Source organism: Yersinia sp. Marseille-Q5920 (genome assembly GCF_946902935.1).
Taxonomy (GTDB): Bacteria; Pseudomonadota; Gammaproteobacteria; order Enterobacterales; family Enterobacteriaceae; genus Yersinia; species Yersinia rochesterensis.
The window spans coordinates 139816-166335 of the sequence record NZ_CAMPQA010000004.1 but is presented as its reverse complement, the minus strand read 5'-3'; the positions used below and the strand labels follow the sequence as shown (position 1 = coordinate 166335).

The following is a 26520-nucleotide window of genomic DNA, read 5'->3' as shown; positions in this document are numbered from 1 at the left end:
GGGGTAAATCGAGCAGAGAATTTATTCATGTCAGAGAAGAATAAGCGATTAATGATATATTATAACATCACATTACTTAGTCAAATTCAAGTGTGCATCTCTACCATAAATATTTCAAAGGTAACAATTCATGACGGGGTATCGATACAACATCAACAGAGGTGGATAAAAATCCGGTGCTGTTGATAAAATAAGCAGTGCGAACATGCTTAGTTACAGCAAATTAAAGTATTTTTACTAATATCTTACTGGTGAGGGTGGGCATGATTTTGGTACTCTAGCAGCAGAACTCTTCGTTAACGCTCGCAAAACGGTAATTTACACAATAGAAAACCAGCCTTACGGGAGTCCCTCCTCTTGATAAAACCGGCATAGCATTCTAAATTAATAGAAGTAGACTGAGTTAAGCGTGAGTAATAACCTTAAATATGCAAAACTCTATTTAAGTTTTTTAATTTTATTGTCGAACAGTGTTATTGAATACGACCTTAATAACGTCACTCAATGCTAACTAAGCGGTTTAGTAGATAAATCTCATTAAATTTGAAATTTTTACTTCAAATCATGCGAATAGTTACTGAAAACAGATATCATCGCATTTTTTGTAACAATGGCAGTGTGTTAATGAATTAATCTTGTCACCATGAGCGGACAATTAATGAACAATGAAATAGCTGGGGACTTTTTCTCAGGGCGTTACCCGATTTCATTACTGAGGAATGTTATCAAGAATAACATAGGTGAAATTGAAGAAAGCTTGGTTTCTGGGTTAATGTATTATTCGGAGAATGCCCAGTACACCACTGGTTCATTAGAAATTCTTGATATTATAAATTTGAAAGATAACCATTATTCAATGACTTACTCTTATCAGTGGTATATTTTCAACTCCTGCTTAGATATCAATACTGAAGAGTTGTTAACAAATACTGTAACATTTATTGTACACCCAGAAAAAATCACTTTTGATATAATTAACAATGACAGACCTTCAACCGCTGATGAATTGTAAGATTAAGTAATAAAGTTGCGCGATGAGCGGAGAAATGATTTATATTTATAGCAAGAAACGTTTATTTACTTTACCGATAAGCTTTTGCATTTATATGATTACCGATCTACTCACATTGTGTTATCAACACCGAATTAAGCGTTTACGGAGGGGATGATATGGATGAGTACTCACCGAAGCGGCATGACATTGCCCAATTGAAGTTTTTATGTGAGAGTTTGTATGATGAAGGCATTGCCACCCTTGGTGACAGCCACCATGGTTGGGTAAATGACCCGACTTCTGCCGTAAATCTACAATTGAATGATTTGATCGAGCATATAGCTTCATTTGTGATGAGTTTTAAAATAAAATACCCTGATGGCGCAGACCTTTCAGAGTTAGTGGAAGAATATTTAGACGATACATATACTCTGTTTAGTAGTTATGGGATCAATGACCCTGAATTGCGTCGCTGGCAAAAAACCAAAGAGCGTTTATTCAGACTTTTCTCAGGGGAATACATCTGTACCCTGATGAAAACTTAAAGAATAGTTTCACTATATTATTTTTATATCGAGAAGAAGATTCACCATGACAAAAACTGACTACCTGATGCGTTTAAGAAAATGTACAACTATTGATACATTAGAACGTGTAATTGAAAAGAATAAGTACGAACTTTCAGATGATGAGCTGGAATTATTTTATTCAGCTGCAGACCATCGCTTAGCTGAGCTCACAATGAATAAACTTTATGATAAAATTCCACCTACTGTGTGGCAACATGTGAAATAGTCTGCTTAACGCTGGTTAAGACACACAACGTTGAGCCGATAATTGTTATCGGCTTCAATGCAGTCAGCGGGTTGTAAGTGTTCAATTTGAGATAAAACACCCAGGTATTGAAGGTTAACTTTAATCCCGCGTTATTGCGCATCTGTGTTTAAATGAAGCGTGTCTAGATGAAGTCATGGGGGTTTATCAGAACATTGAAGTGATGCTGTATTGTTGTGCTATTTAATTTATCAAATCCTCCTGGCCACTAATAATTTAAAAACATTATTAGTTATAGACCAAATCTAAGATGCAAATTAAAAATCTAACTTGCAAATAAATAAGAAAATTCTTGTATTAACTTTCAATAAACGGTCGGTTAGCACTATAGACATGGGGGGCAAAAAGATTTATCGCTGATAATGATTAGTTGATAACTACTGGTTGATAACTACTGGTTGATATTGTGCTGGCGAAGAGAGTTGATAAGCCGAATGATTTTGATAATGAATGACTCGCCAAAATTGGTGGAGGCCCTGCCAGCTACATCCCGGCACACACCTCGCCTGCTACGGCTGCTTCCTTCCGGATCTGACCGAGTTCACAAGTTAGTGTTGCGGGAGAACCAACAGGACCTCCATTGACGTTAACGGCTCCTTTTACTCTGGAGCGGTGGGCATTATCGACTATGGACCTCGAAATAGCAAGACAACACGCGCTAACTGATTATTTCTTGCCCAGCATACTTAATCTTCGGGCGAAATCTATTTTCTTGTGGCAAAAAAATCTCTGATGATGTTATTTATTCTCCTCATTCTATTTATATCACTCTCATTTTCTCTATCGCGCCACACTATTTGCTAACACAGATAACCAATAAGAAAGAGGACGCAGTGACATCACCAAGAACTGAGCTATCAAGCCCGGATGACGCTGAAACGCTAAATGACGCAGCAGAGCAAAATCACCCGCCAATAATCGACAGCTTCCGTCAGCGAGTATTTCAGGTTGTGGCGGCGATTCCATTTGGGCAAGTGACCACTTATGGCGATATTGCCCGGTTGATAGGCTCACCCAGAGCTGCGCGGCAAGTTGGCGGCGTTCTGAAACGCTTACCTGAAGGCTCTACATTACCTTGGTATCGGGTGATTAATCGTCACGGGGAGATATCGTTAATCGGAGAAGATTATCTTAGACAGAAAAATGCATTGCTGGCTGAAGGTATTGAAATAAGTCCCGCTGGGTGTATTGATTTACAGCAATATCGCTGGCGCTACAGTGAGCTTTAGCGCCACAGTTCAAGACACTGCAGCGCATAAAGCGGCATGAGAATTACTGTATCGTCCCAGTACCGGTCGTTGTGGCTGTAGGTGCAGTTTCAATTGCAACAGAGGTCACTGGAACCAGTAGCAGATTCGCCTGAGTGCCAGTGCCGTTGTTAATCACTTCTTGAATGGTATCAGTGATAAACAGAAGCTGACCATTACGTGTAATAGCCGCACTTACGATGATACGGGCATTTGGCTGGATCTCAGTTGGGTTAAACGGCAAGGTAAAACTAAACGGAGCCTGTTTACCCTCAGTACGAATTGCTTTCTGAGAAATAACCCGAGTTGGCGCATCAGCCAGTGAAGCATCCGACAGCGTTACCGTGACGATAGCATCAGGTGGCAAAGCAATACGCTCGCGGATATTCACTGTCCCCTGCACAGCAGGTTGAGCAATAGGTGCCGCAGTGGCTCCTGCGGATGCCGGAACGGGAACATCAGCCCCTTTGTGGGCGCACCCCGCTAAACTAACGACCAATGCTGCCCCACCCACTATCTGCCAGAATTTCATTAATTGCCAAGGTTTCATAGGTCGCACTCCTTCTTATTATTAAGATGCCAGCTATTCATATAAGAGTTGGCGTTTAATAAGTGGCTTCAACCACCTAGCAAGCTAATTATAGCACAATCATCTACTCCCTGCCGATTCTCTCCCAATTGAGCCATTTATCAGACTATTCCTTATCAAGCTATCTTCAATCGTACAGCTGTTTCACAGCAATATATTGACGACCGCCCAATGGATTCCGCACACTGTGTATGAACTCAATCATCAGGGACTACAACATGAGCCAGGCATTAGAAAAACTGCTCGATCTGCTCGATTTGGAGAAAATTGAAGAAGGGATCTTCCGGGGCCAAAGTGAAGATCTGGGCTTGCGCCAGGTATTTGGTGGTCAGGTTGTCGGTCAGGCTATTTATGCGGCAAAACAAACCGTCCCTATTGATCGGCTCGTCCATTCATTTCACAGCTATTTTCTGCGCCCAGGGGACAGCAGCAAACCCATCATTTATGACGTAGAAACATTACGCGATGGCAATAGTTTCAGCGCCCGTCGGATCAGCGCGATTCAGAATGGTAAACCTATCTTCTATATGACGGCGTCGTTCCAGAGTCAGGAAAATGGTTTTGAACACCAAAATACTATGCCAGATGTCCCACCGCCGGAGGGATTGATGTCGGAAACCGAGATTGCCCGCCAATTTGCTCATCTGATCCCCGAAAAAGTGCGGGAGAAGTTTATTGGCAATCAGCCGATTGAAATGCGCCCGGTGAAATTCCATAACCCACTGCAAGGTTCAAAAGCAGAACCTAACCGCTACGTCTGGTTCCGCGCCAATGGCCAAATGCCGGATGACTTGCGCGTTCACCAGTATTTGCTGGGTTATGCTTCTGATTTCAATTTCTTGCCAACGGCCTTACAGCCTCACGGCATTGGCTTCCTTGAACCAGGCGTGCAAATTGCCACCATTGATCATTCCATGTGGTTCCACCGCCCATTCCGGCTTGATGATTGGCTGCTATATGCAGTAGAAAGCACTTCAGCCTCTGGGGCTCGTGGTTTTGTTCGCGGGCAAATCTATAATCGGGAAGGAGTCTTGGTCGCCTCTACCGTGCAGGAAGGTGTAATTCGTTTACATCGGTAATCGCCATCAATAATAAGGGGCGATGTCGCCATCGCCCCTGTTGCTACCATCATTATTATTTATTCTGCTGCCATTCTTAGTTTACTGATTATAGGCATTTTCGCCGTGGCTATTAACATCCAGACCTTCGCGTTCTTGCTCTTCGGGTACCCGCAGGCCAACCACCAGGTCAGCAATTTTGTAGGCGACGAAAGCAACGACACCAGACCAGACCAAACACACACCCACGCTAAATAATTGCACACCGACTTGATGCCCCATGGTGACGCCAGCCGCGTAACCGGTACCGCCTAATGAAGCAGAGGTGAAGACGCCGGTCAGGATACAACCGACAATCCCGCATACACCGTGGACACCAAACACATCACAGGTATCATCCACCCGCAGCCATTTCTTCAGCAGAACCACACCCCATAGACCGGCAACACCACCCACCAGGCCGATAATCAGTGCGCCGCCAACACCGACAGTCCCTGCCGCCGGTGTAATCGCCACCAAACCGGCGATACAACCTGAACAAGCACCTAACAGTGATGGTTTACCACGTAAAATCCACTCAGCAAATACCCAAGAAAGAATGGCACCCGCTGTCGCGACAACTGTATTCAAGAAAGCTAATGCAGCAATTTCGTTAGCGGCGCTAGCTGAACCGGCGTTGAAACCAAACCAGCCGATATACAGAATTGCAGTCCCGGTGAACACCATCGGTAAGTTGTGTGGTTTGAAAGCTTCTTTACCAAAACCGGCACGTTTACCCAGTAAGTAAGCCCCTACCAACCCGGCAATCGCGGCATTAATATGCACCACTGTGCCGCCCGCGAAGTCCAGAGCGCCGTCCAGTGCCAGGAAACCGCCGCCCCAGACCATGTGCGCCATTGGCAGGTATGAGAAAGTGAACCACAACACGGCAAAAATAAGCACCGCAGAGAAGCGGATTCGCTCAGCAAATGAACCGACCACCAATGCAACTGTGATACAGGCGAATGAAGCCTGGAACACCACATGGATATATTGGTAGAAAGTGCCACTCAAGCTAGTCAGGCCAATACCTTTGAGCATCGCCATATCAAAGTTACCGAAGAATGCGTTGCCGGTACTGAACGCCAGACTGTAGCCATACAAAATCCACAAAACACAAATCAGCGCAAAGGTCACCATGACCTGAGTCATCATCGACAATACGTTTTTGGAACGCAGCAGGCCGCCGTAGAACAGGGCAATACCGGGGACCGTCATAAACAGCACCAACGCGGTGCAAATCATCATAAAGGCATTATCTGCTTTGTCAGCTACCACCGGTGCAGCAGCCATTGCCAAAGAGGGCAGCATTGCTACCGAACTCAGGCCCAACACGGATAAAAGTTTTTTCATCATCAACCCATCCCTATTCACTAAATTTGAGCCTGCAAATTACAGTGCTGCTTCGTCTGTTTCGCCGGTACGGATGCGAATAACACGTTGCAATTCAGCAACGAAAATTTTGCCGTCACCAATTTTGCCGGTATAAGCGGCCTTACTGATAACATCAATAACTTCATCCAATTGATCATCAGCAATCGCGATATCAATCTTTACTTTGGGTAAAAAATTGACGCTGTATTCCGCTCCCCGATAGAGTTCTGCATGTCCTTTCTGGCGACCAAATCCTTTCACTTCGGTTACGGTCAACCCTTGAATACCTACAGAGGACAAGGCTTCACGCACATCTTCTAGCTTAAATGGTTTGATAACCACGGTAACCAGCTTCATATTTGCCCCTTCTCGAATTAAATTGAATTCATGTCTGCCACAAAAGAAGTAAAGCAAAGGCTATGCCATAAATAATATTGACGAGAATTTAATGCAAAAATGGCGGGTTGATGGGGGTTGAGATGTACAGCACGACAGCGGTGTCACTAGATAGAGAGGATTGAACAGTTTTTACGCACCAAATTAGTGCGACGCGCGTCGCAAAAGTGCACCACGATATCTTCGCGCGCTTGTGTTGTCTGATCGATCGCGTTGTCTGATTATGGTGCGGCAATGCTTCTTGATAGGTATTCGCTGGGCTATTGGCTGAAAGAAAAATAACAGAAATGAAATGGAAAATAGCGGGAAGCTGCGAGGACATCGCCCCCGCAGCTTATTCTTTAACTTATCGTAGTTTCGATTTGGTCAATGGCCGCCAAATCTTCACTGACTAATTGCAATTGATACATTTGATAATAGCGCCCATGTGCCGCCAGCAACTCTTGATGCTTACCCTGCTCAACGGCTACACCACGGTGCAATACCAAAATAGTATCCGCCTCGACAATGGTCGAAAGGCGGTGAGCTATCACCACCAAAGTGGTGTTTTTGCGGATCAATTGCAAAGCTCGCTGAATGGCTTGCTCTGTGCCAGAGTCAATATTAGCCGTCGCTTCATCCAAAATAAGAATCTGTGGTGCCTGCACCAATACTCGTGCCATCGCCAAAAGCTGCTTTTGCCCGACTGACAAGGTGTTGCCCTGCTCTCCAAGCAAACTGTGCAACCCATCTGGCAATTCACGGACCAGCGGAGCCAATTGCACAGTTTCCAGCGCATCCCACACTTGCTGCTCACTAATATCACGGCCTAATGTCACATTAGCAAAAAATGAATCGGCTAATACCACTGGATCTTGTTGCACCATAGCCACACCCTGGCGCAATGTTTGATGTGATAATTCAGATAGTGGCCGACCATCAAGTAAAATCTCACCTTGCTGCACCGGATAATAGCCCATCAACAAATTTGCCAGGGTGCTCTTGCCACTGCCAGTATGCCCAACCAGCGCGATAAACCCATGCGAAGGCACATCCAGGGAAATATTTTGCAGCACCATTTTATCGTGGCGATAAGCAAAGCTGACATTATTAACCTGAATACGGCCGCTCGTCAGTGGACGGTCATCAGTGCCATAGCCTTGTTGGGCGCTGTCCATCAGCTCGAAAATACGCTCCCCTGCAACCACTGCTTGCTGCATGACCGACTGCTGTGATGTCAATTCAATCAATGGTTCATTGAGACGACCAAGGTAGTTGATAAACGCATACAGCACCCCGACCCCCACAGAACCCTCTGGACTGAAGCCGAAAAGCAGCAATAAACCACACAACACCATGGCTGAAAATAGACTCAGCAATGGGCGCAATAAAAAACCTTCCAGACGCAACGTTTGCATCCGCGCCTTATAATGAGCGAGATTGGTAGACGCCATGCGCTCACCAAAACGTACTTGCTGGCGAAACTGTTGGATAACGCCCATTCCGTTAATGACTTCATTAAAACCGTCATTAATATCCGCTAAATAGGCTCGAACCCGGCGGACGACCGGTGTGCTATAACGTTGATAAATCGCCATAACCACCAGCACTGCGGGAAAAATACAGATCGAAATCAGCGCCATGCGCCAATCCAGGCTGAACATTGCCACCAGCATCGCGCCAATTAGTGCCGCACTTTTCAATACCGTCGACACCACCATCACATACAAATCTTTTATGACTTCGGTGTCGTTCGTTACGCGGGAAATCAATTGCCCGACAGGTTGGGTATCAAAAGCACTGAGAGGCTGGCGCAAAGCTGCATCCATCACTTCAATCCTGAGCCGTTGAACCACACCGACTGCCGCGCGATTAAACAATAATGCTTGAAAATAGTGCAATGTGGCTGCCAGTAATTGCAGTAGCAAATAAGCCAAAGCCAACCCACTGACCAACCCCAGCGGCAAAGTGCCTTTCGCCACCACGTGGTCAATGAAATAACTGATCAACAGTGGGCCACTGACCTCAGCAGCCGCAGCAATCCACAGCATCAGAACCGCCAACCCTAATGGCTTGCGATAAGGGGAACCATAGGAAAGCAGGCGTTTTAGTGTCGGCCAAAGTTGCTTAACTTTACTCATCGGTTTTGGCCTCCGACTCACCGTCATCCAATGCCGCCTCCAATTGCTGATAGCGATACATTTCCCGATACCACCCAGACTGATTCACCAAAACATTATGAGTACCGCGTTGCATCACCCCGCCGTGCTGCATCACCAGAATTTCGCTGGCTTCAGTTAAGGCAGAAAGGCGGTGTGCGCTGATAATCACGGTACGATGTTCGCCCCACTCGCGCAGATTCTTTAAGATTTCATGTTCGGTTTGACCATCAACCGCAGAGAGCGCGTCATCGAGGATCAGAATTTCAGTCTCCAATAGCAGCGCTCGGGCGATAGAAATCCGCTGTTTTTGTCCACCGGACAACATCACACCGCGCTCGCCCACTTCCGTGTCATACCCCTGAGGAAGACGTAAAATATCTTCATGCACACTGGCTAAGCGGGCAGCCCGTTCGATTTGATCTTGGGTCGCATCAGGTTTACCCAGTGCAATGTTGCCCGCGACGGTATCAGAGAATAAAAATGGCGTCTGGCTGACCACGGATAAGCGCCCACGCCAGTCATGCAAACGGATATCAGACAGCGGATGCCCTTGATAGCAAATCGCGCCGTCATCAATATCAAATTGCCGCTGAATAAGTGCCAGCAAGGTGCTTTTGCCAGACCCCGTTGGCCCACATAACCCAAGTATCTGTCCTGGGGCTAGTTTCAGTGCGACATCATGCAGAGCGGGCTGTTTGGCTTCTGGATAATAGAAATGACGAATATTCACCGCCAAAGTACCGCGCTCGCTCGACAGTTCGATGTCACCATCTTTCACCACTGGCGCTTCTTCCAGCAAACTACGAATACGGCTATAAGCAGCACTGCCGCGTTCAACAATATTGAACATCCACGCCAGCGCCAACATCGGCCAAATCATTAAGCCTAAATACATAACAAAGCTGGTCAACTGCCCCAAGGTGATGCTGTGGTTAACCACCATCCAGCTACCACCGCCAATAGCCAATAAATTTGCGATACCGATAGCAATATAAATTGTCGGATCAAAACGAGCATCAATGCGGGCGACATACATATTTTTAGCACCCGCTTCTTCAGCAACCCGCGCAAATTGTTGTGATTGGTTCTCTTCCAGGCCAAAAGCTTTAATCATGCGAATGCTGGTGAGGCTTTCCTGCGCCTGATTATTAAGCGCAGAAAATGCCCCCTGAGCTGATTTGAAACGCTGATGCAGTTGGTCGCCGTAATATTTGATGACCACCGCCATGACCGGCATGGGGAGCAATGACAGCAAAGTTAATTGCCAGCTGATTTGGGTGCTCATGACAATCAATACCGCACACCCCATCACCAGCGAATCCACCAGTGTTAATACCCCCTCACCTGCGGCAAAGACCACGCGATCGACATCATTGGTAGCGCGCGCCATTAAATCACCGGTGCGGTGACGTAAATAAAAACCTGGGGCTTGTCGGCTAAGTTGGCGATAAAAATTGCCGCGTAATTCCACAGCCAATTGATAGGAAGCACCAAAAAGTAAAACGCGCCAAACATAACGCAGCAGATAGACCACGATAGCCGTCACTAGCATCACGCAAACCCAGACCAATAACATATTGGTCGACATCTGTTTTGTGCTGATGCCATCAACAATTACCCCTACCAACTTAGGTGGTAATAATTGCAGGATAGCAATAATGATCAGCAATAGTACCGCTCCCACATAGCGGCGCCACTCACGGCGGAAATACCAGCCTAATTGTGCAAACAATCTCACTCAGTTTTATTCCATGGTCTGACACCGAATAACATCGGTATTTGCTCGCTAAATGCGACAGGGCAGTAGAATACCATCGTTAAAATGGTTTTTTATACCCAATAGATGCCAAGCAACCCACACTCCGCAGTTTGAAAAATGACAGGAATCACTCAGGTACAGGCAACGCAGTGGTGTATTTAATTTTTTCCATTGCAAAGCTGGATGTTACATCAATCAACCCCGGCACACCGTTCACCATGCGTTTGTAAAAGTTGTCATAACTCTTCATATCAGCGACTTCAACCTGCATCAAATAGTCGTACTCCCCCGCCATTCGATAAAATGCCAGCACCTCTGGCATTTGCTTGGTGAACTCGACGAACTCCTGATACCAATCGCTATTATGCTGCTGTGTTTTGATCAGCACAAATGCCGTGAGTCCTAATCCTAACTTTTCGCTATCTAACAATGCCACTCGCCTGCGGATAAACCCATCATCCTCAAGGCGCTTCAAACGTTTCCAGCAAGGTGTAGAAGTCAAATTGACAGCTTCGGCCAGCACTTGCAGTGATTGCGTGCAATCTTCTTGCAACATACACAGGAGCTTACGGTCAGTTTTATCTAACATAGCGAATAACCATAGAATAAATTTCTACCATTTGGCGATAAAGAAGTAAAAATGGCAACGTTTTTTTCTTTGATAACCGTTAACCTAGTCATCATTAGTTTACTACCTACATCGCAGGCCATAAAATGACCAACACTTGGGTAAAAAATGCTATCAGTGAAATAGAAGCTGATTTTCAACGCTCCGCTGATACCCACCTAATCCGCTTAAATCTGCCCGAATTTCCCGGCATTTATCTCTATTTAAAAGATGAAAGTACACATCCAACCGGTAGCTTAAAGCACCGTTTGGCCCGCTCTTTGTTTCTCTATGGCCTATGTAATGGCTGGATCAAAGAAGACACCACAATAATAGAAGCCTCATCAGGGAGCACCGCGGTGTCAGAGGCCTATTTTGCCCGCCTGATTGGTTTGCCATTTATTGCAGTAATGCCAAGTTGTACTGCTCGACGTAAAGTGGAGCAAATCACTTTCTATGGTGGGCGCTGCCATTTTGTCGACCATGCCGGGCAAATTTATGCTGCATCCGAGCAATTGGCACGTGAGCTTAACGGCCATTATATGGACCAATTCACTTATGCTGAGCGGGCAACTGATTGGCGTGGGAATAATAACATTGCCGATAGTATCTTCCGCCAAATGGCCCGCGAACCACACCCAACTCCTAACTATATTGTCATGAGCGCCGGCACTGGCGGCACCTCCGCCACTTTGGGGCGCTACATTCGCTATCAAGGGCATGACACCCAACTGATGGTGGTCGATCCGGAAAACTCAGTTTTTTATGATTGTTTCTGTCACCGTGACCGTACAGTTACAGGCAGTTGTGGTAGCCGGATTGAGGGGATTGGTCGGCCACGTGCTGAGCCTTCATTCATCCCAGAAGTGATCGACAGCATGTTACGGGTTCCTGATGCCGCCAGTGTTGCCACCATCCATTGGTTGGAGGGTATATTGGGCCGCAAAGTGGGTGCATCCACCGGCACTAACGTTTGGGGAGCATTACAATTAGCTAAACAAATGCGCGAGCAGGGCCAAACAGGTGCTATCGTGACGCTACTCTGTGACAGCGGCGAGCGTTATCTCGATACTTATTACGATCCTCAGTGGGTAAGCAACAATATCGGCGATTTAGCATCTTATCGCAATGAATTAAACAACCTTTAACTCATTGATAAAAGGGCCTTAATATAGGCCCTTTGAGGAAGAAAAAAAACCGGATGGTTATCCGGCTGGCTAATAGCTACACCCAAGGTTCAGTTTGAAGAACCAAGGGCATATGACCTCAGAATTCGGGGGAATAGGTGAGGTGTGGTGAACTTAGCCAATGTTGCAAATAGTGAGCTACGCCTTGTTCCTCGCAGCGACCAATAATCTGTAATTGAGGTAACTCTTGCTTCAATTGCGGTAATGCATTTCCCATCACTAGCCCACGGCCGACTCGCGACAACATTTCTTTATCATTCATCGCATCGCCAAACGCCATGCAATCAGCCAAGGTTAAATCAAGATGATGGCTTAATCGCTCTAAAGCCGCCCCTTTATTACAACCACGAGGCAACATTTCGAGGCACTCCTCGGCCGAGAAACAAAAATCAGCTTTGTCGCCCATTTGCTGCTCAAGCTGAATCTTAAGTTCAGCTAGCTCTTGATGTGACGCAATAAAGCAAACTTTGTGATTACCCGTCATCGGTAATGCATCCAGCGTGGTCAGTTGGAACTGAAAACTACTGGTTTTATGGGCCGCCAGTAATGCTGGATCATTGTAATTAGTGAACCAACCATCATCACGGAAGATATGAACACTGGCATTTGTCTGCCATGGGGTACGCAGCACAAACTCCACCAGCTCTGCCGGTAAATCCATACCATCTAAATGCACTCCATCCATGTCACACACTCGAGTGCCATTGCCAGTAATTAAATAACCGTTAATGCCTGAATGAGACAGAATACCTTTCATATCAAGGTAATGCCGACCAGTGGCAAATGTCAGGATCACTCCGCTCTCCACTAACTGGTGTAACGCATTCAATGTCGCGCCGCCAATCTTATGGTCGCGCATTAGCAAGGTTCCATCCATATCAAAAGCGGCTAAACGGTACATTTAAAACCTCATAAAGAGTGAAACTGGTGATATGTATAAAATTATGGCGTAGTATTTACGGAACTAATAGTGAACAAATAATTTAAACTATTCCGGATTTAATTATGCGCATTATACATCGGCTCACCCAATATCAGCGCCTATACCAAAAGTTCGGAGATAACTTAGCGGCGACTACCGTCGGTGAGGTTGCTGGTCTGCTGTTTTGCAGCGAACGTCATGCTCGTACCTTAATACAACAGCTACAGGCTAATGAGTGGCTCAGTTGGCATTCACAGGTGGGTCGGGGAAAACGGGCACAACTGCAATGTCTGAAAAACCCCGATGCACTTCGGGCAGCCTATCTACAGGTGTTTCTCGAACAAGGTGATAGCCAGGCTGCACTCGAATTGGCTCAACTGGCACCCGACCGCCTACAAGCCTTGCTGAACCCTCATATGGGCGGGCAATGGCAAGCAGACAGCCCTGTATTGCGTATTCCTTATTACCGTACACTTGAACCCTTAAACCCACTCACCACCATAGGGAGGGCCGAACAACACCTGATTTATACCTTACACGCGGGCCTGACCCGTTTTAACACCGGTGACCCTCAGCCCAAACCGGATCTGGCTCACCACTGGCAAGTCAGTGATGATGGTTTAACCTGGCGCTTCTTTTTGCGCAGTCAGTTGCGTTGGCATAATGGGGAACGCCTTCACGGCCAGCAATTATTGCAGACGCTGATGTTACTGCGGGAAAATACGCGCAGCCAACCCAGTTTTGCCAATATCCTGACCATCACCCTCCCCCACGCTTTATGTTTGCAATTTACACTTTCTCAGCCGGATTACTGGTTAGCTCATCGATTGGCTGATTTACCCTGCCGCTTATTTCATCCAGACCACCCCCTGCTAGGCGCAGGTCCTTTTAAGTTGGCGACTTTCGAGCAGCATCTGGTACGGCTAGAACAACATGAATTCTACCATTTGCAGCACCCTTATCTGGAGATTATCGAGTATTGGATAACCCCGAGTCTGATGGAGCACTCAGCCGACGGGGGTTGCCAACATCCGGTGCGTATTACCATCGGCCAAGAAGAGGACTTCCCTTTAGCACGCCCCGTACAGCGCAGTATGAGCCTGGGATTTTGTTATCTGGCAATTAATCAGCACCGCTGTGATATGACTTCGCATCAAATAGCCAAGTTGCTGATGTTAGTGCAAACCTCCGGCATATTGGAGGAGCTATCAATCCGACGCGGAATCATAACGCCAAGCCATGAAATGCTGCCGGGCTGGCCAATCCCGAAGTTTAAGGCTGATGAAGACCCCCAGTTGCCAGCCCATCTGATACTGATATATCAGCCACCAATGGAGCTAAAAAGTGTCGCTGAGCAACTAAAAACAGTATTGGCAGCACAAGGTTGTACATTAGAAATCCGTGCTAGCGACGATAAACAGTGGAAAGATACCCGCCAAATTGAAAAGGCAGATTTATTATTAGCAGACCATTTAGTCGGTGAATCACCTGAAGCCGCAATGGAAAGCTGGCTCCGGCTTGATCCACTGTGGCGTGGCATACTCTCACCACAGCAACAGGAACAGCAGCAAGACACGTTAGCTCACATTCAGCAAATCGAACTGGCTCCAGAACGTTTTCGCCAATTACGGGAACACTATAATAACCTGATGTTGTCCGGGCTGATTCTGCCGCTGTTCAACTATCAATATCAGGTCAATGCCCCACCACGAATTAATGGTGTAATATTAACAGCTTACGGTTGGTTCGACTTCAGCCAAGCATGGTTACCCCCACAACAACCTGATAACCAAACTCAGGCAGCTACCTTTTCTAGCACTATCTGAGTACCATACTGCCAGTTTTTAATTTTGCTGTGAGATTAGCTAGTTAAAGCTCACAGCCGTACGAGGTAACAGTATGAAACGTGCCGTAGTTGTTTTTAGTGGTGGGCAAGATTCCACAACCTGCTTAATTCAAGCATTACAGCAGTATGATGAAGTCCACTGCATAACGTTCGATTACGGGCAGCGACACCGTACAGAAATCGATGTTGCTCGCGATTTGGCAATTCAACTGGGTGCTAAAGCGCACAAAGTGTTGGATGTGACGATGCTCAATGAGCTAGCGGTCAGCAGCCTGACTCGAGACAGTATTCCCGTCCCAATCCACAATGAAGAGGCTGGAGATTCACTTCCCAGCACATTTGTTCCTGGCCGTAATATTCTTTTTCTGACCTTGGCGGCCATTTATGCTTATCAGGTACAAGCCCAAGCGGTTATTACTGGCGTCTGCGAAACAGATTTCTCCGGTTACCCAGATTGTCGGGATGAATTCGTTAAGGCTCTTAACCATGCAATAGATTTAGGTATAGGTCGAGATATAGCATTCATCACCCCGCTGATGTGGCTTGATAAAGCCGAGACATGGGCATTGGCAGATTATTATCAGCAACTTGATCGCGTCCGTCATGACACCCTAACCTGCTACAATGGGATTCAGGGTGATGGCTGCGGTCAATGTGCTGCCTGCCACTTACGCGCCAAAGGGCTAGAGTTCTATCTGGCTAATAAATCTAAAGTTTTATTGAGCTTAAAACAAAAAACCGGGCTGGTTTGATCTTGTACTCCAGTGTGACTACCTGAGCGAAATCACTGCCCTGCGCTCACGACCTCGCTCAATCAGAGCGAGGTAGGTCTAGATTAATCACAGTTTCCTTTTAGCGCCCTCGATTAACAAATTCCTGAAGCTTTTCGTGCAATTCCCCATCAATGGGTAATGCCTTTTGGCTATGCAGGTCGATACAAACAAAAGTCAACTCTGCATCAGCTATCGGAATTAACTCAGGTTCCAGCGTGACAATTTGTTTCATCACACCACTTTTCCCATTCAACTTTAACAGTTGGCTATCTATCCGCAATAGGTCACCCAAGACTGCGGGTTTACGATAGTTAATATTGATATTAACTACGATAAAAGCGATTTGATTTTCAGCCATCCATTGCGCGGCTGGCTCCCCTTCAAGCCATTTCCAACGCGCTTCTTCGAGAAACTCTAAGTAGCGGGCATTATTAACATGTTGAAAAACATCAATATGGAAACCCCTGACTTTGATATGAGTATGCATGGCAACGAGTTTCTCCAAACAGTTAATCGTAATAATAAAGTGACAACCACAACTGGTATGACCTCGAAAGAAAGACTAGCAGAGGAAAGTCACTTCATAGAATGCTTACTATATAATTAGGATTAACATCACAATAATTCAGATTAACGTCACAGTTTTACCGGACAGTTGCGCCTTACATTATGGAATACTGGGCATTGTTTGTGATGAAAGAGCCAGACAAATACTCACTAATACCCGTCTGACTCTTTTATAACTGACGTCTACATTCTCAGCTTGCCGCGATTTCTCTCTAAGAAAGAGGGGCCAATACCCGGAACTTCAAGTAATTGTTCTGCATCAGTGAAAAAACCGAACTGCTCGCGATAGTTCACAATGGCTTCGGCTTTCTTCCTGCCTATCCCGTTGAGGGACTGTGCCAACTGTTCCGCATCAGCGCTATTAATATTGATTTGGCTCTGTGTGTTATCCAACGGATTGCCCACCGTAGCAGTTACAATCATTTTATCATGTGTGGTTTTTACCGGGGTTTTGGGTGCAAGATTACTCTTGGCCGTGATTTTGTCGGATGGGTTGAGAGCTTTACCCTCCGAGAGGCTGGGAGCGGCATAAGCCAAAGGCTGGATATTAAAACCTGCTAATAATGCGGCTATGACAAATAATTTTCCGATGAATTTCATGCTGTATCCTCCTTGTGTTTGACAGCATACCTACCTTGCCTCAGCCTCCGATTTGCCGCAAAGGGCAGATTTTAGATATGCGAAAGGCCGCCAAAGCGACCTTTCGTTGTTACATCGAATTGCAAATCAATGCGGAGCTTATTGCAATGATGACTTTATTGAGGTTGTTGTTGCTCCGCAGGACCCATCTTAATAGTGGCCTGTTTGCGCAAGTTCGCCATCAGTGCATCAAAGGTCACACCGCTAGACCCTTCTTCCATCTTCGCGACGAAGGCCTTCATCTCGCTTTCCGGCAATTTACCCGGAGTCACCGATAACAGCTCGATCAAGACGATATTTTCTTGACGGTCCTGAGACAAGCCATACACCGGCTGGTCTTTTTGCGGATGAGGCAAGCTAAAGATAGTCTGTACTAATTGGTCATCATCTAGTGCTCGTGACAAGGTTTTCTGCTCACCGAAGCTAATACCAGCGGCTTTCATCGCTTCTTCGCCTTTGCCTTGCTTCAGCGCAGTCAGGATCTTCTCACCATCAACACGGGCCAATTGTTCTGCTTTCTGACGTTTTACCAGCTCGGCAACCTGATCACGAACTTGATCAAATGGCTCAATACCTTCAGGTTTGTGGCCGTCAATGCGGATAACAAAAGCACGGTCGCCATCAACGGTGATGACATCAGAGTTGCTGCCAGGTGCGCCATTCTCACCCACTAAGCCACCCTCAAAGATTGCTTGCACCACAGGTTTGAAATTAACCTCAGCTGGCACAGCATCACGGGTGAACCAGTCAGTTTGCTTAGCTTTAGCACCTGCGGCTTCTTCTGCCGACGCCAGAGATTCGTTGTCACTGGTAGCAGCTTCGCTTACTTTTTGCTGTAAGGCGTAATAAGCATCAACTGCTTTTTCCTGCTTAACCTGTTTAGCCAGTGCATCATGAACTTCTGACAACGGTTTTACCTGTGCAGGTTTGATATCGTTAAGACGAACAATCAAATAACCCACAGAAGATTTCACCACATCAGACAACTGACCTTTTTCAGTCAGATTGGCTTGTTTCAGCTCATCCGCGGTGGTTTCCGGCTCCAACCAACCCAATTCGCCGCCATTTTTGCGGGAAATAATGTCAGTCGATTTCTCTTTTGCCATAGCGGCAAAATCAGCGCCTTTTTTCAACTCATCCAATGCAGTTTTGGCTTCAGCTTCAGTTTTAAACTGAATAACACTGTAGTTACGTCGCTCTGGCTGGGTATAGGTGCTTTTATGCTGCTCGTAATATGCGGCGATATCTTCTTCAGTGATCGTGATTTTGTCCTGCATCGCAGCGGCATCCATCGCAATGAAACTGATTTTCATTTGTTCAGGTGCAATGAAGCTATTTTTATTCTGGTCGTAATACGCTTGCAGTTCTTCATCAGTGACTTTCTGCTGCGCTTGAAGAGCTTTAAGGTCTAGCGTTGCCAGACGGACGTCACGCTGTTGTAAAATCAACGCTGACATCGCCTGTGCTTCGACAGGCAGTACAAAGCCAGTATCACCAAAGGCTTGTAGCAATTGCTGATTAACCAGCTGCTGGCGCTGTAATTGAGCGAATTGGTCTGGGGTATAGCCCATGCGATTAACCAGCTCAAGATATTTGCTGTTGTCAAACTTACCATCAGTCTGGAAATAAGGTGCCTGGCGGATGGCATCTTTCACTTGTTCGTCACTGGCAGTCAGGCCTAATTTTTTAGCATATTGGTCGAGCAACATATTGTTGACCAATTGCCCAAGTACCTGCTGACGCAGTTGTAGCATGTAGCCTTCATTCGCAGCCAATGCGGAGAACTGTTCACCTAATTGCTGTTGCAAGCGGCCACGTTCACTCTGCACAGCCTGTTCTAACTGACCACGACTAATCTCTTGGCCATTAACTTTGGCTGCAAAGTCGTTGGAACCGCCAATCAAATAGCTGCCAACCCCAGTCAGGATAAAGGACAACATGATCAAGGCTAGAATGATTTTGAGCACGACGTTATTAGCAGCCGCGCGTAAATTGTCCATCATAATGTGACAATACTCCGCTGTAATATGGATAAAAACTGTTGCGCAGGTCTAAATAAACCCAGCATTCCTTGCGACAGCCCTTCATGCTGCTGCGCGAAAAAAAAGCGCATCATTAACGATGCGCCTTGTATCTTACCTTACCAGCTCAACTGCGTCAGGTTATTGTTTGCGTCAGGTTATTGTTTAACACAAACAATATTCGGCTACAGGTGATAATTGGCGCGGCAATCAGTTTACAGCGTCTTTCAAGCCTTTACCGGCGCGGAAACCTGGAACTTTAGCGGCTGGAATACTGATTTCTTTGCCTGTCTGAGGGTTACGGCCAGTACGTGCAGAACGCTCACGTACTGCAAAAGTACCAAAACCAACCAGAGCTACGTCATCCCCTTCTTTCAAAGATTCAGTAACAGAAGCAATAATTGCGTCCAACGCGCGTCCAGCGGCCGCTTTAGAAATATCAGCACCTGCGGCAATTTTGTCGATTAGTTGTGACTTATTCACTCTTTCATCCCCTTTAGAATTCTATTGTCGCGCCGAAAATCCCTACGGACAACACGACAGCGCAGCTGTTATATCAACCCTGCCCGACCTTAGCAAGCAGCCCAAAGGCTTAAACTTTTGTCAGACAGATGAACTAACTTAGCGGCACAGAAAATAGCTGGCAAGTAGCATTTCACTTCCCAGCATCAGTTTTATCAATACTTTTTGCGATCCGTCACTATTTTGACGCTACCGGCTGTGCCCCGAAGGCTGGATTTTGCAAAGCAATGGCTAAAACATCATCAATTCGTTTAACCGGATGAATTTCCAGATCGGCGATAACATTGTCCGGAATCTCTTCCAAATCACGTTTGTTATCATCTGGAATCAGCACCACTTTGATCCCACCACGGTGAGCCGCCAGCAGTTTCTCTTTCAAACCACCGATTGGCAATACCAAGCCACGCAAAGTGATTTCGCCAGTCATGGCAACATCGGCACGCACCGGGTTACCCGTCAGACAAGAAACCAGCGCGGTACACATCGCAATACCTGCGCTTGGGCCATCTTTCGGCGTCGCGCCTTCAGGCACATGCACATGGATATCGCGTTTTTCGTAGAAATCAGGGTTAATGCCTAATTTATCCGCACGCGCACGCACCACGGTCAATGCAGCCTGAATGGACTCTTGCATAACTTCGCCCAGTGAACCGGTATAAGTCAGTTTACCTTTACCCGGCACACACGCGGTCTCGATGGTCAGCAAATCACCGCCCACTTCTGTCCATGCTAAGCCCGTCACTTGCCCTACACGGTTTTCAGTATCAGCACGGCCATAATCGACTTTCTGTACACCCAAGAAGTCTTTCAGGTTGTCGCCAGTGATTTCAATGTGCTTAACCGTTTTATCCATCAGCAGGTTTTTGACTGCTTTACGACACAGTTTGGAGATTTCGCGCTCCAGACTACGCACCCCAGCTTCACGGGTGTAATAACGGATAATACTCATGATCGCGCTGTCATCAATGGTCAACTCACCTTTCTTGATGGCATTACGCTCAAATTGTTTTGGCAGCAAATGCTGTTTAGCAATATTGAGTTTCTCATCCTCGGTATAGCCAGATAGACGAATAACTTCCATACGATCCAACAACGGGGCTGGAATATTCATGGAGTTAGAGGTCGCCACAAACATCACATCCGAGAGATCGTAATCCACTTCTAGGTAGTGATCGTTAAATGCCACGTTTTGTTCTGGATCTAACACCTCCAGCAATGCAGACGCTGGATCGCCGCGCATGTCAGACGCCATTTTATCAATCTCATCCAACAGGAAAAGCGGGTTTTTCACCCCGACTTTTGCCATTTTCTGGATCAATTTACCTGGCATGGAACCGATGTAGGTACGGCGATGACCGCGAATCTCCGCTTCATCACGCACGCCACCCAATGCCATACGCACATACTGACGGCCTGTCGCCCGAGCAATAGATTGCCCCAAAGAGGTTTTACCCACCCCAGGAGGCCCCACCAGACACAGGATTGGCCCTTTGATTTTGCTGACTCGGCTCTGTACTGCGAGGTATTCTAAAATACGATCTTTAACGCGTTCCAAGCCGTAATGGTCGGTATCCAGAACTTCCTGCGCTTTTACCAAGTCTTTTTTAACTTTGCTACGGCTGTTCCACGGCACCTGCAACATCCAATCAATGTAACCACGAACTACAGTGGCTTCAGCCGACATCGGCGACATCATTTTCAGTTTTTGCAGTTCAGCTTCGGTTTTTTCACGCGCATCTTTCGGCATTTTAGCCGCTTCAATTTTGCGTTTTAGCGCTTCATGCTCATCAGGTGCATCGTCCATCTCGCCCAGTTCTTTCTGAATGGCTTTCATTTGCTCATTCAAATAGTACTCGCGCTGGCTCTTTTCCATCTGCTTTTTGACACGATTACGAATCCGTTTTTCGACCTGCAACAGATCGATTTCAGACTCCATCATCGCCATCAGATATTCCAGACGTTCGGTCACATCGAACATTTCCAGAACAGCTTGTTTATCATTTAACTTCAACGGCATATGAGCCGCGATAGTATCAGCCAGGCGTGCTGCATCATCAATACTGTGCAACGAAGCCAGGACTTCTGGCGGGATCTTTTTATTCAGCTTGATGTAGCCTTCAAACTGATTAATCGCCGTGCGAACCAACACTTCCTGTTCACGATCGTCCATCACCGGCGATTCAAGATATTCCGCCTGCGCAGCAAAATGCTCGCCGCTGTCGGAAAGCGTGGTGATACGCGCACGCTGTAGCCCTTCAACCAGCACTTTTACCGTGCCATCAGGCAATTTCAGCATTTGCAAAATAGAGGCTACGGTGCCGACTGAAAACAGATCATTGATACCAGGCTCATCCGTCGAGGCTTCTTTCTGTGCAACCAGCATGATCTTTTTATCATGGTCCATTGCAGCTTCCAGGCACCGAATTGACTTTTCCCGGCCAACAAACAGTGGGATCACCATATGCGGATAAACCACCACATCGCGCAGAGGCAATACGGGGATTTCTATGCGTTCGGAACGCTCAGGGTTCATAGAGCTCTCTCTTAGTTTAGCTTCCGCCAGATTACTGGGAATCTCGTGAAACACGAGTCATCACGAGTTTCACTAAATAGGTAATTGAGTATATGGGGACGAATGTCTTACATTCAACGATTACAATGCGAGGAAAAAGAAATGGGGGATAAAATCCCCCATTGTCATACTAACCATCTGGATTATTTGGCTAATTATTCGCCAGAAGCTTGAGCTTCAGGCTGGCCATAAATCAGCATCGGTGCAGATTGGCCAGCAATAACTGACTCATCTACCACTACTTTTTCCACGCTGTCCATAGACGGCAAATCGTACATGGTATCGAGCAAAGCACCCTCTACGATAGAGCGCAAACCACGAGCACCGGTTTTACGTGCCATCGCTTTCTTAGCAATCGCCGTCAGCGCTTCATCACGGAATTCAAGTTCAACGCCTTCAAGATTGAACAATGCCTGATATTGTTTAGTCAGCGCATTTTTCGGCTCTTTCAGAATCTGAATCAGGGCGTCTTCGCTCAATTCACTCAAGGTTGCAACCACTGGCAAACGGCCAATAAATTCAGGGATCAAACCGAATTTAATCAGATCTTCCGGCTCAGCCTGGCTCAATAATTCGCCTTCTGTTGCCTTTTCTGATTTGCCTTTTACCGTAGCGCCGAAACCAATACCCGTTCCGGTGTTAATGCGCTGCCCGATAACTTTGTCCAGACCCGCAAAAGCACCACCACAGATAAACAGAATTTTAGAGGTATCAACCTGTAAAAACTCCTGCTGTGGATGCTTACGACCACCTTGTGGTGGTACGGCAGCAATTGTCCCTTCGATCAATTTCAGCAAGGCCTGCTGCACACCTTCGCCCGAAACATCGCGGGTGATTGATGGGTTATCAGACTTACGTGAAATCTTATCAATTTCATCGATATAGACGATACCGCGTTGCGCTTTCTGAACGTCGTAATCACATTTCTGCAATAGCTTCTGAATGATATTTTCAACATCTTCGCCCACATAACCGGCTTCGGTCAGTGTGGTCGCATCTGCCATGGTAAATGGCACATCCAGGAAGCGAGCTAATGTTTCCGCCAGCAGCGTTTTACCACTACCTGTCGGGCCGATCAGCAGAATATTACTTTTACCCAACTCGATACCATTGCTGGTGTCGCCATTGCGTAAACGTTTGTAATGGTTATATACCGCAACGGCCAACACTTTTTTCGCCGGCTCTTGCCCGATGACATAATCATCCAGGTGGCGACGAATCTCGTGCGGCGTTGGCAGCGAACTACGCTCCCGGTGCGGCGCAACTTCTTTGATCTCTTCGCGAATAATGTCGTTACACAAATCGACACATTCATCGCAGATATACACTGACGGCCCGGCAATTAGCTTACGCACTTCATGCTGGCTTTTGCCGCAGAAAGAGCAATACAGCAGCTTTCCAGAACCGTCTTTGCGCTTATCTGTCATCAGTAAACCTCTTCTTCAGTATCTGTCACACCTGAAACCATGCGACAGGGAGACTATTCTCGCTATTTCTGTACGCCACGTTAGCTTGCAACGGACAGCCGATATAATGAGTAGGGCACAAACAATACGCAATTGGCTTTATGCAGCACTACGATTTGTTCTATTTACATTCACTATCTATTTATACTAACTATAGTATATCGGCTCACAGAAATAAGTCGTTAGTCACGACGGGTGAACACAGAATCAACTAAACCGTATTCTACAGCCTGTTCAGCAGACAGGAAACGGTCACGCTCAGTGTCTCTCTCTATTTCTTCAAGAGATTTTCCCGTGTGAAGTGCCATCAGCTCATTCATACGCGATTTCACTTTTAAAATCTCTCTGGCATGAATTTCAATATCTGTAGCTTGGCCTTGGAAACCACCCAACGGTTGGTGAATCATGACCCGTGAATTCGGCAAGCAGAAACGTTTACCCTTAGCGCCCGCAGTCAACAGGAATGCTCCCATTGAACACGCCTGGCCCATACAGATAGTGCTAACATCTGGCTTAATGAATTGCATGGTGTCATAAATTGACATCCCAGCAGTAATCACCCCGCCTGGCGAGTTGATATACAGGAAGATGTCTTTTTCTGGATTCTCTGCTTCCAGAAACAGCATTTGTGCTGTGATCAAGTTGGCCATATGGTCTTCAACTTGGCCAGTCAGAAAGATAATGCGCTCTTTAAGCAGACGGGAGAAGATATCGTAAGAACGCTCTCCACGTGAAGTCTGCTCAACCACCATAGGCACCAGAGCCATGTTAGGTGCAAATTGATCTCGTTCGCCACTGTATGACATTACCGTCTCCTAATAGAATTTACTTTGGCGCCATTCATAACCGATTCTACTTGAGATAAGCAATGATGACTATGTTCATGCGTGCAAACAGCCCGGTTATACCCGTCATACTTCAAGCTGCATGTGCGTTGGCTACACTCAATAACCCGAATCACTTACAACAGTAAGCTCATCGGGGTTATCTCCCTTGCCGCTTTCCTGCAACTCGAATTATTTAGGGTAGATACAGACTCATTCGACGGTGGTAATCAACCAGTGTTTCAGATGAACGTCTGTTAGATTAATTGGGGGATTAATATTCATTTTCAAGCCCCAATGAAACTTTTTTTTAGTCTAACAACCCTCTTTTTAACCTGAAACTCACTCACAATCTCTGCCGTAGTCCCGACGCCCTAGTGATTATTTACCGGTTAACACTTTTCAAATATAGCGCAAATTACAGCTAAAGATGTCAGATTAATCATACTATTGAAGGATTATTGTTACTAAAAGAAAAAGCCCGCGACCAGAAGGCTACGGGCTTTTTCAATACACCAGATAAATTATATCCAGTTTGATGCGCTAAAAAACATTACGCAGTAGTGGTCTGATTCATCAGCTCACTAAAGGTCGTTGGTTTTTCAGTAACTTTGGCTTTAGCTAGCAGAGTTTCTACTGCTTGTTCTTCCAGAGCGACATTACGCATATTGTTCATCAGCTCTTTGTTCTTGCTGTAGAACTCAACAACTTCTTGCGGATCTTCGTAAGCAGATGCCATTTCTTCGATCAGCGCTTTAACACGATCTTCATCAGCTTTCAGTTCGTGCTGACTGATAACTTCGCCCAGCAACAGACCAACAACAACGCGACGTTTAGCTTGTTCTTCGAACAATTCACGTGGCAATTCAGCAGCTTGTTTCTCGTTACCACCGAAACGCTGTGCAGCCTGACGGCGCAGAACGTCGATTTCACTTTCTACCAGTGCAGCTGGAACGTCGATTTCGTTAGCGCTAACCAGACCGTCGATTGCCTGAGTTTTAACACGGTTGCGTACCGCGCCTTTCAGCTCGCGCTCCATGTTTTTACGCACTTCAGCACGCAGACCTGCTACTGAACCATCAGCAACGCCGAAACGTTTGATGAATTCTTCAGTCAGTTCTGGCAACTCACGCACTTCAACTTTCTTCAACACGATGTCGAATTTAGCTGATTTACCTTTCAGGTTTTCTGCGTGGTAATCTTCTGGGAAGTTTACGTCGATGGTGAACTCTTCACCGGCTTTGTGGCCGATTACACCTTCTTCGAAACCTGGGATCATACGACCCTGGCCCATTGCTAATACGAAATCAGTTGCTTTACCGCCTTCGAAAACTTCACCGTCGATAGAACCGGTGAAATCCAGAGTTGCGCGATCTTCAGCAGTTGCTGCGGCGTCAGTTTCTTTCCAGGTTGCTTGTTGCTTACGCAGAGTTTCCAGCATGGTATCAACGTCAGCGTCGTTTACTTCAACAACTGGCTTTTCTACTTCAATGCTTTCCAGATCTTTCAGCTCAACTTCCGGATACACTTCGAACTCAACGGAATAAGTAAAATCTTCACCCTCTTTGTACTGGCCTGGCACATAGTTAGGTGCGCCAGCTGGGTTGATTTTTTCTTTAATGATCGCATCAACGAAATTACGTTGCATCAGATCACCCAGAACGTCCTGGCGAACAGATGCGCCGTAGCGCTGCTCAACGATGTTCATCGGCACGTGGCCTTTACGGAAACCGTCGATACGAACATTTTTAGCGGCTTTCACTAATTCGCTTTTTACGGCTTTTTCAATGCTGTCAGCAGCAACAGTAATTGTTACACGGCGGCCAAGGCCTTGGGTGGTTTCAACAGAAACTTGCATCTTGTTACCTCAAAAAAATCACAGTGCTCGGTCAACTCCAGAAGCTGCCAACGAAGCAGCACCACACCCTTTCCAGGAATGATGCAAACTTTGAAAACACCCTCTAAGAACCGGGACGGCCGCATTATACAGAACCGAGTATCCCAGATGTCAGAAGCGTCCCGAAACCATTCCGGAAAAATAAGACGCGACATTATAGCGGCGCACAGGTTATGAGTCGAGGAAAGCAAGCGAATGTTGTCGCGGTAAAATTCACGCGTGAATCGTTCCCTCGGCTAAAACTCC

23 protein-coding genes and 1 other RNA gene are annotated in these 26520 nt (G+C 46.4%); 8 read left to right on the top strand and 16 right to left on the bottom strand.

The genetic code is table 11. From position 1 onward, the window contains the following. Positions 1 to 658: 658 nt before the first annotated feature. From OVO64_RS07575 to ymoA, 3 genes are all read left to right on the top strand, one after another. Positions 659 to 1012, top strand: a complete 354-nt coding sequence (locus OVO64_RS07575; RefSeq protein ID WP_145509614.1) for a hypothetical protein — start codon at positions 659 to 661, stop codon at positions 1010 to 1012. 158 nt (positions 1013 to 1170) lie between these two features. After that, positions 1171 to 1539, top strand: coding sequence for an Hha toxicity modulator TomB (gene tomB / locus OVO64_RS07570; RefSeq protein ID WP_038631539.1), 369 nt, complete (start codon positions 1171 to 1173; stop codon positions 1537 to 1539). 46 nt (positions 1540 to 1585) lie between these two features. Next, a complete protein-coding gene (gene ymoA / locus OVO64_RS07565) occupies positions 1586 to 1789 on the top strand; it encodes an expression modulating protein YmoA (protein ID WP_002208622.1) in 204 nt (67 codons plus the stop codon). A gap of 513 nt (positions 1790 to 2302) precedes the next feature. Here the strand turns inward: ymoA and ffs are convergent. Next, an RNA gene (ffs, locus tag OVO64_RS07560) (signal recognition particle sRNA small type) lies at positions 2303 to 2399 on the bottom strand. Positions 2400 to 2661: 262 nt separating this feature from the next. Between ffs and OVO64_RS07555 the strand changes: the two genes are divergently transcribed. Continuing rightward, positions 2662 to 3057, top strand: coding sequence for an MGMT family protein (locus OVO64_RS07555; RefSeq protein ID WP_038631536.1), 396 nt, complete (start codon positions 2662 to 2664; stop codon positions 3055 to 3057). Positions 3058 to 3100: 43 nt separating this feature from the next. Here OVO64_RS07555 and OVO64_RS07550 read toward each other — a convergent pair whose 3' ends face one another. Continuing rightward, positions 3101 to 3625, bottom strand: a complete 525-nt coding sequence (locus tag OVO64_RS07550) for a YbaY family lipoprotein (RefSeq protein ID WP_038631533.1) — start codon at positions 3623 to 3625, stop codon at positions 3101 to 3103. A 257-nt stretch (positions 3626 to 3882) separates the two neighbouring features. Between OVO64_RS07550 and tesB the strand changes: the two genes are divergently transcribed. Continuing rightward, on the top strand, positions 3883 to 4743 hold the full coding sequence (gene tesB, locus OVO64_RS07545; protein ID WP_038631531.1) for an acyl-CoA thioesterase II: 861 nt from the start codon (positions 3883 to 3885) through the stop codon (positions 4741 to 4743). 81 nt (positions 4744 to 4824) lie between these two features. On the opposite strand, the gene amtB is transcribed toward tesB, so the two are convergent. The 5 genes from amtB to OVO64_RS07520 all read right to left on the bottom strand — a co-directional run bounded on the left by amtB (position 4825) and on the right by OVO64_RS07520 (position 11020). Further along, the gene (amtB, locus tag OVO64_RS07540; RefSeq protein WP_038639390.1) at positions 4825 to 6114 is read right to left on the bottom strand and encodes an ammonium transporter AmtB; all 1290 of its coding nucleotides are present in this window, start codon (positions 6112 to 6114) and stop codon (positions 4825 to 4827) included. A 39-nt stretch (positions 6115 to 6153) separates the two neighbouring features. Further along, positions 6154 to 6492 carry a P-II family nitrogen regulator gene (gene glnK / locus OVO64_RS07535; RefSeq protein ID WP_002208627.1) on the bottom strand — a complete coding sequence of 113 codons (339 nt, stop codon included), beginning with the start codon at positions 6490 to 6492 and terminating at the stop codon, positions 6154 to 6156. Between the two features lie 380 nt (positions 6493 to 6872). Further along, positions 6873 to 8651 carry a SmdB family multidrug efflux ABC transporter permease/ATP-binding protein gene (locus OVO64_RS07530; RefSeq protein WP_042562459.1) on the bottom strand — a complete coding sequence of 593 codons (1779 nt, stop codon included), beginning with the start codon at positions 8649 to 8651 and terminating at the stop codon, positions 6873 to 6875. After that, the gene (locus OVO64_RS07525) at positions 8644 to 10410 is read right to left on the bottom strand and encodes a SmdA family multidrug ABC transporter permease/ATP-binding protein (RefSeq protein ID WP_038631526.1); all 1767 of its coding nucleotides are present in this window, start codon (positions 10408 to 10410) and stop codon (positions 8644 to 8646) included. The genes OVO64_RS07530 and OVO64_RS07525 overlap by 8 nt, the downstream gene beginning before the upstream one ends. A gap of 148 nt (positions 10411 to 10558) precedes the next feature. Further along, positions 10559 to 11020 carry an Lrp/AsnC family transcriptional regulator gene (locus OVO64_RS07520; protein ID WP_038631524.1) on the bottom strand — a complete coding sequence of 154 codons (462 nt, stop codon included), beginning with the start codon at positions 11018 to 11020 and terminating at the stop codon, positions 10559 to 10561. Between the two features lie 125 nt (positions 11021 to 11145). Here OVO64_RS07520 and OVO64_RS07515 point away from each other — a divergent pair, with 125 nt between their 5' ends. Then, on the top strand, positions 11146 to 12186 hold the full coding sequence (locus tag OVO64_RS07515) for a PLP-dependent cysteine synthase family protein (RefSeq protein ID WP_038631521.1): 1041 nt from the start codon (positions 11146 to 11148) through the stop codon (positions 12184 to 12186). Positions 12187 to 12304: 118 nt separating this feature from the next. Here the strand turns inward: OVO64_RS07515 and cof are convergent, their stop codons facing one another. Then, positions 12305 to 13126, bottom strand: coding sequence for an HMP-PP phosphatase (gene cof, locus OVO64_RS07510; protein ID WP_038631518.1), 822 nt, complete (start codon positions 13124 to 13126; stop codon positions 12305 to 12307). A gap of 104 nt (positions 13127 to 13230) precedes the next feature. Here cof and OVO64_RS07505 point away from each other — a divergent pair, with 104 nt between their 5' ends. Both OVO64_RS07505 and queC read left to right on the top strand, forming a co-directional pair. Further along, entirely contained in the window at positions 13231 to 14973 is a 1743-nt protein-coding gene (locus OVO64_RS07505) for an SgrR family transcriptional regulator (protein ID WP_050291375.1), read from the top strand. Positions 14974 to 15046: 73 nt separating this feature from the next. Further along, complete coding sequence (gene queC, locus OVO64_RS07500) at positions 15047 to 15745, top strand: 7-cyano-7-deazaguanine synthase QueC (protein ID WP_038631516.1); 699 nt, start codon at positions 15047 to 15049, stop codon at positions 15743 to 15745. Positions 15746 to 15845: 100 nt separating this feature from the next. Here queC and OVO64_RS07495 read toward each other — a convergent pair whose 3' ends face one another. The 8 genes from OVO64_RS07495 to tig all read right to left on the bottom strand — a co-directional run bounded on the left by OVO64_RS07495 (position 15846) and on the right by tig (position 26235). Then, on the bottom strand, positions 15846 to 16253 hold the full coding sequence (locus OVO64_RS07495; RefSeq protein WP_038631514.1) for an acyl-CoA thioesterase: 408 nt from the start codon (positions 16251 to 16253) through the stop codon (positions 15846 to 15848). A 263-nt stretch (positions 16254 to 16516) separates the two neighbouring features. Then, complete coding sequence (locus OVO64_RS07490; protein WP_050291376.1) at positions 16517 to 16933, bottom strand: ComEA family DNA-binding protein; 417 nt, start codon at positions 16931 to 16933, stop codon at positions 16517 to 16519. A gap of 155 nt (positions 16934 to 17088) precedes the next feature. Continuing rightward, complete coding sequence (gene ppiD / locus OVO64_RS07485; RefSeq protein ID WP_038631510.1) at positions 17089 to 18975, bottom strand: peptidylprolyl isomerase; 1887 nt, start codon at positions 18973 to 18975, stop codon at positions 17089 to 17091. A gap of 228 nt (positions 18976 to 19203) precedes the next feature. Then, on the bottom strand, positions 19204 to 19476 hold the full coding sequence (gene hupB, locus OVO64_RS07480; RefSeq protein WP_004392663.1) for a nucleoid-associated protein HU-beta: 273 nt from the start codon (positions 19474 to 19476) through the stop codon (positions 19204 to 19206). 217 nt (positions 19477 to 19693) lie between these two features. Continuing rightward, positions 19694 to 22048: an endopeptidase La gene (gene lon, locus OVO64_RS07475; protein WP_004707582.1), complete on the bottom strand. Its 2355-nt coding sequence runs from the start codon at positions 22046 to 22048 to the stop codon at positions 19694 to 19696. 194 nt (positions 22049 to 22242) lie between these two features. Further along, on the bottom strand, positions 22243 to 23514 hold the full coding sequence (clpX, locus tag OVO64_RS07470) for an ATP-dependent protease ATP-binding subunit ClpX (protein ID WP_004714578.1): 1272 nt from the start codon (positions 23512 to 23514) through the stop codon (positions 22243 to 22245). A 221-nt stretch (positions 23515 to 23735) separates the two neighbouring features. Then, entirely contained in the window at positions 23736 to 24359 is a 624-nt protein-coding gene (gene clpP, locus OVO64_RS07465) for an ATP-dependent Clp endopeptidase proteolytic subunit ClpP (RefSeq protein ID WP_004392666.1), read from the bottom strand. Between the two features lie 571 nt (positions 24360 to 24930). Further along, entirely contained in the window at positions 24931 to 26235 is a 1305-nt protein-coding gene (gene tig, locus OVO64_RS07460) for a trigger factor (RefSeq protein WP_004393494.1), read from the bottom strand. Positions 26236 to 26520: the final 285 nt, after the last annotated feature.

Coding starts and splice junctions, on each gene's coding strand:
- OVO64_RS07575 (WP_145509614.1), top strand. CDS start 659: ATGAACAATGAAATAGCTGGGGACTTTTTCTCAGGGCGTTACCCGATT.
- tomB (WP_038631539.1), top strand. CDS start 1,171: ATGGATGAGTACTCACCGAAGCGGCATGACATTGCCCAATTGAAGTTT.
- ymoA (WP_002208622.1), top strand. CDS start 1,586: ATGACAAAAACTGACTACCTGATGCGTTTAAGAAAATGTACAACTATT.
- OVO64_RS07550 (WP_038631533.1), bottom strand. CDS start 3,625: ATGAAACCTTGGCAATTAATGAAATTCTGGCAGATAGTGGGTGGGGCA.
- tesB (WP_038631531.1), top strand. CDS start 3,883: ATGAGCCAGGCATTAGAAAAACTGCTCGATCTGCTCGATTTGGAGAAA.
- amtB (WP_038639390.1), bottom strand. CDS start 6,114: ATGAAAAAACTTTTATCCGTGTTGGGCCTGAGTTCGGTAGCAATGCTG.
- glnK (WP_002208627.1), bottom strand. CDS start 6,492: ATGAAGCTGGTTACCGTGGTTATCAAACCATTTAAGCTAGAAGATGTG.
- OVO64_RS07530 (WP_042562459.1), bottom strand. CDS start 8,651: ATGAGTAAAGTTAAGCAACTTTGGCCGACACTAAAACGCCTGCTTTCC.
- OVO64_RS07520 (WP_038631524.1), bottom strand. CDS start 11,020: ATGTTAGATAAAACTGACCGTAAGCTCCTGTGTATGTTGCAAGAAGAT.
- OVO64_RS07515 (WP_038631521.1), top strand. CDS start 11,146: ATGACCAACACTTGGGTAAAAAATGCTATCAGTGAAATAGAAGCTGAT.
- cof (WP_038631518.1), bottom strand. CDS start 13,126: ATGTACCGTTTAGCCGCTTTTGATATGGATGGAACCTTGCTAATGCGC.
- OVO64_RS07505 (WP_050291375.1), top strand. CDS start 13,231: ATGCGCATTATACATCGGCTCACCCAATATCAGCGCCTATACCAAAAG.
- queC (WP_038631516.1), top strand. CDS start 15,047: ATGAAACGTGCCGTAGTTGTTTTTAGTGGTGGGCAAGATTCCACAACC.
- OVO64_RS07495 (WP_038631514.1), bottom strand. CDS start 16,253: ATGCATACTCATATCAAAGTCAGGGGTTTCCATATTGATGTTTTTCAA.
- OVO64_RS07490 (WP_050291376.1), bottom strand. CDS start 16,933: ATGAAATTCATCGGAAAATTATTTGTCATAGCCGCATTATTAGCAGGT.
- ppiD (WP_038631510.1), bottom strand. CDS start 18,975: ATGATGGACAATTTACGCGCGGCTGCTAATAACGTCGTGCTCAAAATC.
- lon (WP_004707582.1), bottom strand. CDS start 22,048: ATGAACCCTGAGCGTTCCGAACGCATAGAAATCCCCGTATTGCCTCTG.
- clpX (WP_004714578.1), bottom strand. CDS start 23,514: ATGACAGATAAGCGCAAAGACGGTTCTGGAAAGCTGCTGTATTGCTCT.
- clpP (WP_004392666.1), bottom strand. CDS start 24,359: ATGTCATACAGTGGCGAACGAGATCAATTTGCACCTAACATGGCTCTG.
- tig (WP_004393494.1), bottom strand. CDS start 26,235: ATGCAAGTTTCTGTTGAAACCACCCAAGGCCTTGGCCGCCGTGTAACA.